Annotated in this window: 12 protein-coding genes and 1 pseudogene; 7 read left to right on the forward strand and 6 right to left on the reverse strand. The window is 63.5% G+C overall.

The genetic code is table 11. The annotated features are described in order from the left end of the window. From VN004_RS21360 to hemE, 4 genes are all read right to left on the reverse strand, one after another. On the reverse strand, window positions 1-1,835 hold a 1,835-nt coding region (locus tag VN004_RS21360; RefSeq protein WP_325614194.1), incomplete at its 3' end, for a transporter substrate-binding protein. A 233-nt stretch (window positions 1,836-2,068) separates the two neighbouring features. After that, complete coding sequence (rho, locus tag VN004_RS21365) at window positions 2,069-3,334, reverse strand: transcription termination factor Rho (RefSeq protein ID WP_325614195.1); 1,266 nt, start codon at window positions 3,332-3,334, stop codon at window positions 2,069-2,071. A 276-nt stretch (window positions 3,335-3,610) separates the two neighbouring features. Further along, the gene (gene hemJ / locus VN004_RS21370; RefSeq protein WP_325614196.1) at window positions 3,611-4,036 is read right to left on the reverse strand and encodes a protoporphyrinogen oxidase HemJ; all 426 of its coding nucleotides are present in this window, start codon (window positions 4,034-4,036) and stop codon (window positions 3,611-3,613) included. A 35-nt stretch (window positions 4,037-4,071) separates the two neighbouring features. Further along, window positions 4,072-5,109, reverse strand: a complete 1,038-nt coding sequence (hemE, locus tag VN004_RS21375) for a uroporphyrinogen decarboxylase (protein WP_325614197.1) — start codon at window positions 5,107-5,109, stop codon at window positions 4,072-4,074. Window positions 5,110-5,494: 385 nt separating this feature from the next. On the opposite strand from hemE, the gene VN004_RS21380 reads away from it, so the two are divergent. Genes VN004_RS21380 through dnaQ form a run of 4 tightly spaced genes read left to right on the forward strand, consistent with a single transcriptional unit; the run spans window position 5,495 to window position 8,325 of the window. Beyond that, window positions 5,495-6,334 carry a pyruvate, water dikinase regulatory protein gene (locus tag VN004_RS21380; protein ID WP_325614198.1) on the forward strand — a complete coding sequence of 280 codons (840 nt, stop codon included), beginning with the start codon at window positions 5,495-5,497 and terminating at the stop codon, window positions 6,332-6,334. Window positions 6,335-6,358: 24 nt separating this feature from the next. Further along, window positions 6,359-6,970, forward strand: a complete 612-nt coding sequence (locus VN004_RS21385; protein WP_325614199.1) for a Maf family protein — start codon at window positions 6,359-6,361, stop codon at window positions 6,968-6,970. 34 nt (window positions 6,971-7,004) lie between these two features. After that, complete coding sequence (gene coaE, locus VN004_RS21390; protein ID WP_325614200.1) at window positions 7,005-7,601, forward strand: dephospho-CoA kinase; 597 nt, start codon at window positions 7,005-7,007, stop codon at window positions 7,599-7,601. Between the two features lie 28 nt (window positions 7,602-7,629). After that, on the forward strand, window positions 7,630-8,325 hold the full coding sequence (gene dnaQ / locus VN004_RS21395; protein ID WP_325614201.1) for a DNA polymerase III subunit epsilon: 696 nt from the start codon (window positions 7,630-7,632) through the stop codon (window positions 8,323-8,325). A gap of 71 nt (window positions 8,326-8,396) precedes the next feature. Here dnaQ and secB read toward each other — a convergent pair whose 3' ends face one another. Together secB and VN004_RS21405 are read right to left on the reverse strand one after the other, a co-directional pair. Next, on the reverse strand, window positions 8,397-8,882 hold the full coding sequence (secB, locus tag VN004_RS21400) for a protein-export chaperone SecB (protein ID WP_325614202.1): 486 nt from the start codon (window positions 8,880-8,882) through the stop codon (window positions 8,397-8,399). Between the two features lie 121 nt (window positions 8,883-9,003). After that, window positions 9,004-9,486 (reverse strand): FxsA family protein, encoded by a 483-nt coding sequence (locus VN004_RS21405; protein WP_325614203.1) that lies wholly within the window; start codon window positions 9,484-9,486, stop codon window positions 9,004-9,006. 201 nt (window positions 9,487-9,687) lie between these two features. On the opposite strand from VN004_RS21405, the gene VN004_RS21410 reads away from it, so the two are divergent. From VN004_RS21410 to VN004_RS21420, 3 genes and pseudogenes are all read left to right on the forward strand, one after another. Then, window positions 9,688-10,383 carry a Tim44/TimA family putative adaptor protein gene (locus tag VN004_RS21410; protein ID WP_325614204.1) on the forward strand — a complete coding sequence of 232 codons (696 nt, stop codon included), beginning with the start codon at window positions 9,688-9,690 and terminating at the stop codon, window positions 10,381-10,383. A 34-nt stretch (window positions 10,384-10,417) separates the two neighbouring features. Then, window positions 10,418-12,313 carry an MltA domain-containing protein gene (locus VN004_RS21415; RefSeq protein ID WP_325614205.1) on the forward strand — a complete coding sequence of 632 codons (1,896 nt, stop codon included), beginning with the start codon at window positions 10,418-10,420 and terminating at the stop codon, window positions 12,311-12,313. Next, window positions 12,310-12,575, forward strand: a pseudogene (locus VN004_RS21420) (DNA mismatch repair protein MutS); the annotation flags it as partial. The gene VN004_RS21415 and the pseudogene VN004_RS21420, both read left to right, overlap by 4 nt.

The following is a 12,575-nucleotide window of genomic DNA, read 5'->3' on the forward strand; positions in this document are numbered from 1 at the left end:
CCCTGCTGCGCATATTCGCGGAAGAAATGCACATTGGAATCGCCGGAGATCGTCGAGACAATGGCGGTGTTGCCGCGCGCACCGAACTTCGCGATCTGCGCCACGGGTTCACGCCAAAAGCGTTCGCCGAGCGGCACATACATTTCGATCACGTCATCAGCCAGCACGCCGCGCGAGGCGAGATAGTTCTTCAGGATCGCATTCGTCGTGCGCGGATAGACGTAGTCGGTACCGACAAGGATGAAGCGGCGCCGGCCCCGGTCGAGCAGGAAATCCACGGCCGGCAACGCCTGCTGGCGCGGCGTCGCGCCGGTATAGAACACATGCGGCGACTGTTCCTCGCCCTCATACTGGCTTGGATAGAACAACAGCGCGCCGTACCGCTCCAGAACCGGGATCACCTGCTTGCGCGAGGCCGAGCTCCAGCAGCCGAACATCACGGCGATGTCCTGCTCCGCCAGCATCCGCTCGGCGTGCTCGGCATAACGCTTCGGTTCGGAGGCGGGATCGGCGATCACCGCCTCGACCGGCCGGTGCAACAGTCCGCCTTCCTCGTTGATCTGCTCGATCAGCATCACCAGCAAGCGCTGCAGCGGCCGCTCCGCCGCGGTCAGCGTGCCCGACAATGAATGCAGGATGCCGATGCGGATGGCGCCGTGATCCAGCTCCTTGAAATAGCCGCCGATCGATTCGATCAGCGCCTGCGAGCGCGCGGCGAGATCGTCCGCCGTCCCCATCACGGATTCGCCCGCCTGTGACACTTCCGTGATCGCGCGCTGAATATCGGGCAAGGCCTCCGACACCGTCACCGCGACACGATTGGCCTCGTCGCCGATATGGTCGAGCCCGGCCAGTTGCTGCTCGAGAATGGCGTTGAGGTCGCGGTTCACCGCGCTCGTTGCTTCTACGCTCGAAGCCACCGCGCCGATCGCGTCCGCGGTCTGCTTCACCGCGTTCTGAATGCTGGCGATCTGCGCGCGGATTTCCTTGGTGGCGTTCGCGGTCTGATTGGCGAGTTCCTTCACCTCGCTTGCGACCACCGCAAAGCCGCGCCCGGATTCGCCGGCCCGCGCTGCCTCAATGGTGGCGTTCAACGCCAGCAGCGAGGTTTGACCGGCGATCGACTGGATGAGCTTGATCACCACATCGATCTGCTGCGCGGCATCGAACAGGCTGTGGACCGTCTTGTCGGCGTGACGGAGCTCCGCCGCCGTGCGGGCCGTGGCGTCGCGCGCGGCCTGCACATGCTCGCCGGAGCGCAGCACGATGTCGCGTACCTCGCGCGCCGCCCCCGCAACCTTGGCCGCGTCGATCGCGGCGGCTTCCGCCGATTGGGCGGCGTTCGACACCCGGTCTGACATCTGCCGATTACGAACCGCGAGATCCGCCGCGGTGATCCGGATGCGTTCGCCGGCACCGGTCAGCGCCTCCATCACGTCGCCGATCGCGGCCTGAAAGCGCCGCGTGATGAACAGCCGCCCGGCCTGGCGCAGCCGCGATTCGGTGACCCGGCGGTCGCGATCGATCGCAAGATCCTCGGCCCGGCTCAGCGCCTGGCGCATCGCTTCGGCGGCTTCGCCGAAACGCTGTACGCTGCCGTCGCCGACAGCATCCGGCAGACCCGCAAAGCGATCGCCACGCGCAATCCGCACCAGCCCGGCGACGAGATGAGACAGGCGGTTCTCCGCGAACCATCCGACGCACAATGCACCGATGGCGGCGCCGCCAACGCCGGCCAGCCAGCCGAACATGCTGTAAAAGCCGACCGCCGCGATCGCCGCAACGAAGGCTGGGACCGCGAGCCAGAATGCGGGCCTGTTGGATCTCTGAGTCATTTGCACTTCCGAATCGATGCCGGCCTCATCGACGACAGCGGGCATCGCACGGCGCGCGTTGCGAAAGCGTTAGTGAAGTGCGACTTGCGGCGCACGAATTTGAGTCAGTGCGCGCTTATATTTTGAGCGGTGATCGCCCGCTGGTGAAAACAACGCGCTGCAATCCGCTCGCGCCGAACGAAAAAGGCCGGGCTTTTAGCCCGGCCTCTCAATGTCGCGCGATAACGCGGCAATCACGTATTCATGCTCTCGAAGAATTCCGCGTTGTTCTTGGTGTTGCGGAGCTTGTCGAGCAGGAAGTCGATGGCGTCCATCGTGCCCATCGGATTGAGGATACGGCGGAGCACATACATCTTCTTGAGCTGCTGCGGATCCGTGAGCAGCTCTTCCTTGCGGGTGCCGGAGCGGGTGATGTCGATCGCCGGGAAGGTGCGCTTGTCGGCGACCTTGCGGTCGAGGATGAGTTCGGAGTTACCGGTGCCCTTGAACTCTTCGAAGATCACTTCGTCCATGCGGGAGCCGGTATCGATCAGCGCGGTGGCGATGATCGTCAGCGAACCACCTTCCTCGATATTGCGCGCGGCGCCGAAGAAGCGCTTCGGCCGCTGCAGGGCGTTGGCGTCGACACCGCCGGTCAGCACCTTGCCGGATGACGGCACCACGGTGTTGTAGGCGCGGCCGAGACGGGTGATCGAATCGAGCAGGATCACGACATCGCGGCCGTGTTCGACCAGGCGCTTGGCCTTCTCGATCACCATCTCGGCGACGGCGACGTGACGTGAGGCAGGCTCGTCGAAGGTGGACGACACCACCTCACCCTTCACCGAGCGCTGCATGTCGGTGACTTCCTCCGGCCGCTCGTCGATGAGCAGCACGATCAGGTAGCACTCGGGATGGTTCGCCGTGATCGAATGCGCGATGTTCTGCAAGAGCACGGTCTTGCCCGTGCGCGGCGGTGACACGATCAGGGCGCGCTGGCCCTTGCCGATCGGGGCGACAATGTCGATGACGCGGGCCGACAGATCCTTCTTGGTCGGATCGTCGTGCTCCATCTTGAGCCGCTCGTCGGGATAAAGCGGCGTCAGGTTGTCGAAGTTGATCTTGTGGCGCGCCTTGTCGGGGTCCTCGAAGTTGATCGTGTTGACCTTGAGCAGCGCGAAATAGCGTTCGCCTTCCTTCGGCGAGCGGATATGGCCCTCGACGGTATCGCCGGTACGCAGGCCGAAGCGGCGGATCTGCGAGGGGGAGACGTAGATGTCGTCCGGGCCGGGCAGGTAATTGGCTTCCGGCGATCGCAGGAAACCGAAGCCGTCGGAGAGGACCTCGACGACGCCTTCACCGACGATATCGATTTCCTTGGCGGCAAGCTGCTTGAGGATCGCGAACATCAGCTCCTGCTTGCGCAGGGTGCTGGCATTTTCGATCTCCTGCTCTTCGGCGAAGGAGAGAAGTTCGACGGGGGTTTTGGTTTTGAGGTCTTGAAGCTTTACTTCCCGCATCGGGGGCAGTCCTTGGGATGAGGATCACCGGCGCCAGACGAAAATCGAAACAGCGGCGGCAATTCCGAAAGAGGATTTCGCAGGTCTTTGCCGGGAGGTCGTGCCGAAAGTCTTGTTCGCTGACGGGCAATACGCCCCGGCTGATGCTTGCGCTTTACGGATACACCGGTGGCGCTGTCTGACATCCGCCTGCGTTCGGGGGGATGTACAGAAGATACGGACAGCGCTTCAATTTCGCAAGTGGCGGTTCTGTGACAGGGCCGGCGGCTGTTGACATCAGAACGGCTTGAGCACCACCAGGAGTACGATCAGGACCATCAGGACCGTCGGTACCTCATTGATAATCCTGTAGAATCTTTGGCTGTGCCGGTTGCGGTCATGGGCGAAATCCCGGGTCAGGCGCACGAACCAGCCATGGATTCCGGACAGCACCAGGACCAGCAACAATTTCCAGTGCAGCCATCCGGACTTGAAAAATCCGGCCTCCCAGGCGAGCCACAGGCCGAGAATCCAGGTCGCGATCATCGCCGGATTGATGATCGCCTTGAGCAGGCGCCGCTCCATGACCTTGAAGGTCTCGGACTGCTTCGAGCCCGGCTCGGCGTCGCAGTGATAGACGAAGAGCCGCGGCAGATAGAGCATCCCCGCCATCCAGGCGATCACCGCGATGATGTGGAAGGATTTCAGCCAGAGGAAGAGCATGGGGTCTCCGCTAATGCGTCATTCCGGGGCGCGCATTAGCTGCCCCTCACCCGGCGGAGCATCTGCTCGACATGCGCGATCGGGGTGTCCGGCGTGATGCCGTGGCCGAGATTAAAGATGAACGGGCCGTCCGAGAATGCGCGCATCACATCGTCCACCGAACGGTCGAGCGCCGCGCCGCCGGCGATCAGGACCAGCGGATCGAGATTGCCCTGGACCGGCTTGAGCGTCTGCACGCGCTCGCGGGCAAAGGTCTTGTCGATCATCCAGTCCATCCCGACCGCATTGACCGGCACTTCGCTGGCATAGCGCTCGAGTGATGCGCCAGCGCCGCGCGGAAAGCCGATGATCTTAGCGTCGGGAATGACGTCCCGCACGCCGAGCACAATGCGGCGCGTCGGCGCGATCGACCAGCGGGCGAATTCCTCCGGCGGCAATACGCCGGCCCAGGTATCGAAAATCTGCACCGCATCGACGCCGGCCTGGAGCTGACGGATCAGATACGTGGTCGAGGCCTTCACCAGCACATTGATCAGTTCGTCGAAGGCATCCGGATGCCGGTAGGCGAATAGCCGCGCCGGCGCCTGGTCCGGCGTGCCGTGCCCCGCGATCATGTAGGTCGCCACAGTCCAGGGCGCGCCGCAAAAGCCGAGAAACGCAACGCGATCCGGCAATTGCGGCTTCACCCGCGCGATCGTTTCGTAAATCGGGTCGAGCAAGCCGTGGTCGACCTCGCGACGGATCTTCTGGACCGTTTCCGGCAACTCGATTGCCTCGAGCTGTGGACCCTCGCCGGCCACAAAATCGACCTTGCGACCGAGTGCGTAGGGAATCACCAGGATGTCGGAGAACAAAATCGCAGCGTCGAAATTGAACCTTCGGATCGGCTGCAGCGTCACTTCGGCAGCAAGCTCCGGATTGAAGCACAGCTTGAGGAACGAACCCGCCTTTTCGCGCGTTGCGCGATACTCGGGAAGGTAGCGTCCCGCTTGGCGCATCATCCAGACCGGAGGGACGGGCTCGCGTCGGCCGTCCAGAACATTGAGCAGGGGCTTGTTCACAACGGCACTCACCACCGGCGTCCTTTCCTTAAAGAATCTAAGAATCTTCTCTTCAGTTTCTTTTACGCGGTTGACTGGACTCACGAGTCGTTCAGGCAATTCTGCGAGTCACTTGCGCACAAATCCCCGTTTCTCCGCAGAGCTTGTTCACATCCGTCAACAGGGTCTATCGCGTTGAATCGAAAAGGCATGCGCCGACCTTATCCAAGACGATCGACGCAATGTACCAGCGATCAACATCAGCATCGGCAATTTTGCGGAATCTGTCCAACCGGGCAGTGGCGTGGATAGTCGTGACCGGCTGCGGCCCCAAAGCCTTGCGCTTTGGGCTTGGGCATGGCCTTCTCCCCACCATCGCACAGCCCATCCTGTGCATAGACCGCGCTGGATCCCGCCTTTGCCGCATCGAAATCCGAGCTATTTCCATCTCCACCTCGTCTCCGACTCCACCGGCGAGACCCTGACCACGGTGGCGCATGCGGCCGCCGCGCAATACGCGCATATCTCGCCGATCGAGCATGTCTATCCGCTGATCAGGACGCAGAAGCAGCTCGACCGCGTGCTGAACGAGATCGAGGAAGCGCCGGGGATCGTGCTCTACACCCTGCTGGACCCCGAGCTGATCGACCGGCTGGAAAAGAAATGCGAAGAGCTGAGCCTGCCCTGCCGGTCCATTCTCGGCCCGGTGCTGCGCGTGTTCCAATCCTACCTTGGCGAGAGCACGACGCCCCGGGTGGGCGCCCAGCACACGCTGAACGCCGAGTATTTCAAGCGGATCGACGCGCTTAACTACACGATGCTGCACGACGACGGCCAGCATGTGGAGGACCTAGAGCAGGCCGATGTGGTTCTCGTCGGGGTGTCGCGGACCTCGAAAACCCCGACCTCGATCTATCTCGCCAACCGTGGCATCAAGACCGGAAATTATCCGCTGGTGCCCGGGGTCCCGGTGCCGCCGGAGCTTGAAGCCTTGACGAAGCCGCTGGTGGTCGGGTTATTCGCCAGCCCGGAGCGCATTGTGCAGATCCGGCAGAACAGGCTTCTGGGCTTGAACGCGCACCACAACGACGCGGCCTATATCGATCGGCAGGCAGTGGCGGAGGAAATCAATTTCTCGCGCAAGCTCTGCGCACGCCATAACTGGCCGCTGATCGATGTGTCCCGCCGATCGATCGAGGAAACCGCCGCGGCGGTGCTGCAACTTCTCAGCGACCGCCGTCGCGCGCCGACCTATTAACGGCTTTTTCGGAACACCGGCACGATGCAATTCTGGTCCGCTCCCGCGCCGCTGATCCTGGCTTCCAAGAGCCTCGCACGGCGCACCATGCTCAGCGCCGCGGGAATTCCGATCGAAATCGTCCATGCCAGCATCGACGAGCGGGCGATCGAGCGCGCCATGGGCGGCAAGCGGGATCCGGATGAGCTGGCGCTGCTGTTGTCATGGGAGAAGGCGAGCGCAGTCTCATTCAAGCAGCCGTCGCGTCTGGTGGTCGGGGCGGATCAGACGCTGGCGATGGGCTCGGTGAAATTCGACAAGCCCGCCGATAGCGATGCCGCGCGTGAACAATTGCGGCAGCTGCGCGGGCAGAGCCACACGCTGCACTCCGCGGTGACGCTGGTGCAGGATGGTTCGGTGCTGTTCAAGGTGGTCGATACGGCGCGGCTGCGGATGCGGAATTTTTCGGACCGCTTTCTCGAGGAATATCTCGAAGCGGCTGGACCCTCGGTGACCCAGAGCGTTGGCGGTTATCAGCTTGAGAAGCTCGGGGTGCACCTGTTCGAGCGCGTCGAGGGGGATTACTTCACCATCCTCGGCATGCCGCTATTGCCGCTGCTCGCGTTTCTGCGGCAGCAGGGATTCCTGAAGGAATAGGCGTTTTCCATCGTCGGCCCGACAGAGCGACCAGATGATCATTCTCGGCCTCACCGGCTCGATCGGCATGGGTAAATCGACCACCGCGCGGTTGTTTGCCGAAGAGGGCGTGCCGGTGCATGACGCGGATGCCGCGGTGCATGCGCTCTATGAAGGCGAAGCGGTACCCCTGCTCGAGACGGCTTTTCCCGGCACGACCGTCAACGGCAGGGTCGACCGCGCGCTGCTTGCGAAGGCCGTGGTCGGGAACGCGGACGCGATGAAGCGGCTGGAGGCGATCGTGCATCCGCTGGTGGAGCGGGATCGCGACAGCTTTCTGGCCGAAGCGCGCGCGTCCGGTGCGAATGTCGTGGTCCTCGATATTCCGCTGTTGCTTGAAATCGGCCTGGAGGATCTGGTCGATGCGGTGGTCGTGGTATCTGCTCCGCACGATGTGCAGCGTCAGCGCGTGATGGATCGTCCGGGCATGACCGAAGAGAAGTTCATCGCCCTGCTCGCAAAACAGATGCCCGACGCCGAGAAACGGCAGCGGGCGGATTACATCGTGGATAGCGGGCAGGGCATCGAGCACGCGCGCCAACAGGTGCGCGAAATCCTGAAGAAGGTCGCTACAATGGCGCCGAAATCCTGATTCGCCGCCTTCTGCTGGATTCAGAGCCTTGCGGGAAATTGTCTTCGATACCGAAACGACCGGCCTCGACCCGGTGCAAGGGCACCGGCTGGTGGAGATCGGCTGCGTCGAGCTGCTGAACCGGTTCCCGACCGGGCGCACCTTTCACAAATACATCAATCCCGAACGGGACATGCCGATCGAGGCTTTCAACGTCCACGGCCTGTCGCTGGAATTTTTGAAGCAACACGCGGTGTTTCACGAAATCGCCGACGAGTTTCTCGACTTCGTCGGCGATGCGCCGCTGGTCGCCCATAACGGCTATTTCGACCTTGCCTTCATCAATTCCGAGCTTGACCTGGCTCGCCGCACACCTTTCGCGCGCGATCGCATCATCGATACGCTGATGCTGGCGCGCCGAAAGCATCCGGGCATGTCGAACAAGCTCGACGATCTTTGCCAGCGCTACCGGATCGACAATTCGAAGCGCACGAAGCACGGCGCGCTGCTGGACGCCGAATTGCTGGCCGAAGTCTATATCGAGCTGACCGATGCACGGCAGACCTCGCTCACCCTGGTTGCAAGCAGCACGCGTGGGATCGCGATTGGCGCCGCCAATGGCGTGCGCGTGCGCCCGACGCCGCTGGCGCCCCGGATCACGGAGGAAGAGCGTGCGGCCCACGCCGCGTTCATCGCGACGCTGGGTGAGAGCGCGATCTGGCGCAGCTATGCGGGGCAGGTCTGATCTGGCGCGGATTCGGCCAATAGCCGCGCAAATTTCGCGGCCATCGCGCAAAGCAGGGAAATGAAGACGCGTCAGCTCGGCTGTTGCTGAGCGGCAGCCTGTTCGGCGAGCTTCTGACGATAGAGGCCGACGAAGTCCACCGGATCGATATAGAGCGGGGGGAAGCCGCCATTGCGCACCGCCGAAGCGATGATTTCGCGGGCGAACGGAAAGAGCAGCCGCGGGCACTCGATCATCAGGACCGGATGGATGCTGTCCTGCGGGACGTTCTGGATGCGGAAAACGCCGCCATAGACGAGGTCGAAGGCGAACAGGAGGGTGCTGCCGATCTCGGCCTTGCCTTCGATCTTCAGGTCGATCTCGAAATCGGATTGTTGCAGCGGCGTGGCATTGACGTTGATCTGGATGTTGATCTGCGGCTGCTGGTTGGACGGCTGCAGCGAGCGCGGCGCATTCGGATTCTCGAAGGAGAAATCTTTCACATACTGCGCCAGCACATTGAGTTGCGGCATGGCTGCTTGATCTGCGTGCTGGCCGCCATTCGTCGGGTTCGCCATCGTCAATCCTGGTTGGGGTGCCGCGTTACGGCGCTTGGGGCGGAGTGGCTAACACACGCCTCGAAACGGAACAAGGATTGGTGGCAGTGCGGCGGATCGACCGGTTGCGGTCGGCGTATCCTCAAGGGGGCGTCCGCCGCCGGCGCACCGGCGGTGCTCGAGAGGGGCGGTCGCGGTCCTCGACCCGGCCGGGCAGGTCGTGCCATTGGCTGCGGTCGAGTTCGAGGATGCGGCCCGAGGGCCGCGGGCGTCGGTCCGGCGCGGAGTTGCGCAGGCGCTGCTGCACTGCCGGGATCAACAGCAGCAATCCAATGCCGTCGGTGAGGAAGCCGGGCAGCACAAGGAGGAGGCCACCGAGGGTGGTCAGGAGCCCACTCGACCGGGTGCCGGCAGCGCCGAAATCGCGTTGGGCCACGATGTCGGCGAGGCGGCGGACGAACCGCCGGCCCATCCGCGCCAGCACCGTGACCCCCAAGACGGAGGTAGCAAGGAGCGCCAGTAGGGCGCCGGATATACCTAAAATCCAAGCGACCATCAGGAAAACCGCGGCCTCGGCCATAACCAGGCCCAAAAGACCGAACAGGATCAGCTTTCCGACCGGCATCGGCGCGTTTCCCATCGCCGTCTCGTGTTGGCCTTTGCGGCCGGGATCGTCTAAAATCTGCTCGAAGCTCAGTTTTTGGTTCGAAGCGACCTATGGCCAAGACCGACCGCGTAACTAGATTATAGCGTTGGACGGCTCCAGTAGCGCATTCGTGCTGACGCGGCGGCCCCGTCTGATCCGGGCCGCAAAGGCATTCACGACGTGTTCGACATCTACACCATCATCTTTCTGGCGCTGGCGATTTTCATCTTCATTCGCCTGCGCAGCGTGCTTGGGCAGCGTACCGGTCGCGAGCGGCCGCCCTATGACCCCTATTCCGCGCGGGACGCCCGTGCGCCGGCCAGCGACAAGGTCGTCACGCTGCCGACCCGTAACCCCGAAAGCGTGGCGCGGCCGATCGAGCCGTCGCCGGATCGCTGGAAGGGCATTGCCGCCGAAGGCAGTGCCGTCGCCAGCGGCCTCGATGCGATCGCCGCCCAGGATCGCAGCTTCGACGCCAAGCATTTCGTTGCCGGCGCCCGGGCAGCCTACGAGATGATCGTGGGCGCTTTTGCGGCCGGGGACCGCAAATCGCTGAAGGGTCTGCTGTCGCGTGAGGTCTATGACGGCTTCGAAGCCGCCATCCGCGACCGCGAGGCCAAGGGCGAAACGGTCGAGAACAAATTTGTATCGCTCGATACCGCCGACATCATCGGTGCCGAGTTGCGCGGCAATACAGCGCAGGTGACCGTGCGTTTCGTGTCCCAGTTGATTTCGGCGACGCGCGACAAGGCTGGCAACGTCATCGACGGCAGCCCCGACAAGGTGACCGAGGTGACGGACGTCTGGACCTTCGCGCGCGATGTGACGGCGCGCGACCCGAACTGGAAGCTGGTCGCGACCGAAGCCGGACAATAGTTGCGTCAGCGCAATCGATTTTAATCGGGGGCTCGTGGGTTTGATCGGGGTGCCTTGGCGGACATTGCAGAATTTGAATGCGCGCCGGCTGAAATGGGCTGGGCTCGCTCTGGCCATCGCCGCGGTCCCCCTCCTCGCAAATCCTTTCCCGTCGATCTCCAAAGCCGAGACGAAAGCCGGAACCAAGGCTGGTGCGGCTGCGACGCCGAAGAAATCGGCACGCGCGAAGGTCATCAAGAAGCGGGTCACCAAAGCGCATCCGCTGAAGATTCCGGGTAGCGACTTCGAGGCGATGGCCTGGCACGAGATGAAAGGCTGGATCGACGATGATCACGCCGAGGCCTTCTCGACCTTCCTCGCGAGTTGCAAACCGATCCTGCGCAGCACGGCCAAGATGCGTGCCGAGCGCGGCGAAGCCTATCGCGCGCTGGCCAAGGTTTGCGAGCGCGCCGTCGAGGCCATGCCGCTCGACCAAACCGGTGCGCGGCATTTCTTCGAACAGAATTTCCGTCCGATCCGTCTGACCGCCACGGGTGAGGCCGAGGGATTTTTCACCGGCTATTACGAGCCGGTGGTCGAAGGGGCGCGGTGGCCGAGCGACGTCTACACGACGCCACTCTACCGGCGGCCGCCCGATCTCGTGACGCAGCGGCTACGGCGCTCCGGCGGCAAGGGCAAGGCCGGCAAACGTGTCGTCAAGCGCGCGACGGCTCCGTACTATGATCGCACGCAGATCGAGGAAGGCGCGCTTGCCGGGCGCGATCTCGAAATCGTCTGGCTCAAGGATCCGATCGACGCATTCTTCGCCGAAATTCAGGGCTCCGTGCGCGTACGCCTGGAAGACGGCAAGATCATCCGGCTCAATTACGCCGACAGGAACGGTCATCCCTATTTCGCCGTCGGTTCGGTCCTCGTGCAGCGTGGCATCGTTCCGCGCGAAGAAATGTCGATGCAGAAAATCCGGGAATTCATGGAAAAAAACCCGGAAGAAGGCAAAGAACTGCGCCGGATGAACAAGTCCTTTGTGTTCTTCCGTGAGACCGATCTTGGCGAACATGACGAGGCGATCGGCGCGCAAGGCATTTCGTTGACGGCGGCGCGATCGATCGCGGTCGATCGGCGCATCCACACCTACGGCATGCCCGTCTTCGTCAATGCGCATCTGCCGATCGCAAGCGAAAAGCCCGACACCTGGTTCCGCCGCCTGATGATCGCGCAGGACACCGGAGGAGCGATCATCGGTCCGGCACGCGCCGACATCTATCTCGGCGCGGGCGAAGAAGCTGCGCGCGCTGCCGGTCGGTTCAAGCATAACGGGCAGTTCGTGATGCTGATCCCGAACGAGCTCGATCCCGACGATGAGGCGCTCGGCATGCCGCTGCCGCAGCCGCGACCCAAGGACCTCAGCGTCGTCGCCAGCATCACGCCGCCGCCCGCTGCCGCGAAGGCCGAGGCAAAGCCCGAGCCGATTGTGACCGCAAGTGTGCCGGCCACGGCACCGACCCCGCGTCCCGATCCCCGCGCCAAGCCGCAAGCGACGGCGCGCGTCCAGCCGAAGCCGGATACCAAGGCCGACAACGCGGCCAAGTCTGAACCCAAGCCTGCTCCCAAAGCGAAACCGCAGCCCGCCGTCGCGGCGGTGCCCAAACCGGTACCGGTCAAGCCCGCGGCGGCACCGGTCCCCACGAAGCCCGAACTCGCTGGCCAGCCCACGCGCGAGCGCAAGACCGACGGCAAGCGCGAAGCCAAGGCGGATAACAAATCGGACAACAAGGCTAGTCCCAAGATCGACGCCTCCGCGGTCAAGCCTCGCCCGGCCGCAGCGCGCGGCGGCAATCCGTTCCCCACGCCGATCGGCGCGGCGAATGCGAAGCCCGCTACGCCGGCCACCCAGCGCTCGCCTCAAGCCACGAGTACGCCGTCGCCATGACCGGCGATGGAAGCCGCAAAGGACGGCGGCTTTCCTCGGACGACATCGCGCTGTGGGACGGGGTGACCCGAACGGTGCGACCGCTCCGCAAGCGTCCGCAAACGAAAGCGGACTATCCGGAGGCAGGTGAGCCAAAAGCCGGGAGCAACGCGCCGCGCCCGGTACCAGCACCGACCGTACCCGTTCGTGCATCCAAGCCGAAAAAGCCGCCGCCGCTTGCGCCGCTCGATCGCAAGGCGAAGCAGAAGATCGCGCGCGGGCG

It is taken from the genome of Pseudorhodoplanes sp. (assembly GCF_035565855.1).
Classification (GTDB): domain Bacteria; phylum Pseudomonadota; class Alphaproteobacteria; order Rhizobiales; family Xanthobacteraceae; genus Pseudorhodoplanes.

Bases quoted from the DNA above. Each gene is read 5' to 3' on its own strand.
- rho (WP_325614195.1), bottom strand. From the start codon at position 3,334: ATGCGGGAAGTAAAGCTTCAAGACCTCAAAACCAAAACCCCCGTCGAA.
- hemJ (WP_325614196.1), bottom strand. From the start codon at position 4,036: ATGCTCTTCCTCTGGCTGAAATCCTTCCACATCATCGCGGTGATCGCC.
- VN004_RS21385 (WP_325614199.1), top strand. From the start codon at position 6,359: ATGCAATTCTGGTCCGCTCCCGCGCCGCTGATCCTGGCTTCCAAGAGC.
- coaE (WP_325614200.1), top strand. From the start codon at position 7,005: ATGATCATTCTCGGCCTCACCGGCTCGATCGGCATGGGTAAATCGACC.
- secB (WP_325614202.1), bottom strand. From the start codon at position 8,882: ATGGCGAACCCGACGAATGGCGGCCAGCACGCAGATCAAGCAGCCATG.
- VN004_RS21405 (WP_325614203.1), bottom strand. From the start codon at position 9,486: ATGCCGGTCGGAAAGCTGATCCTGTTCGGTCTTTTGGGCCTGGTTATG.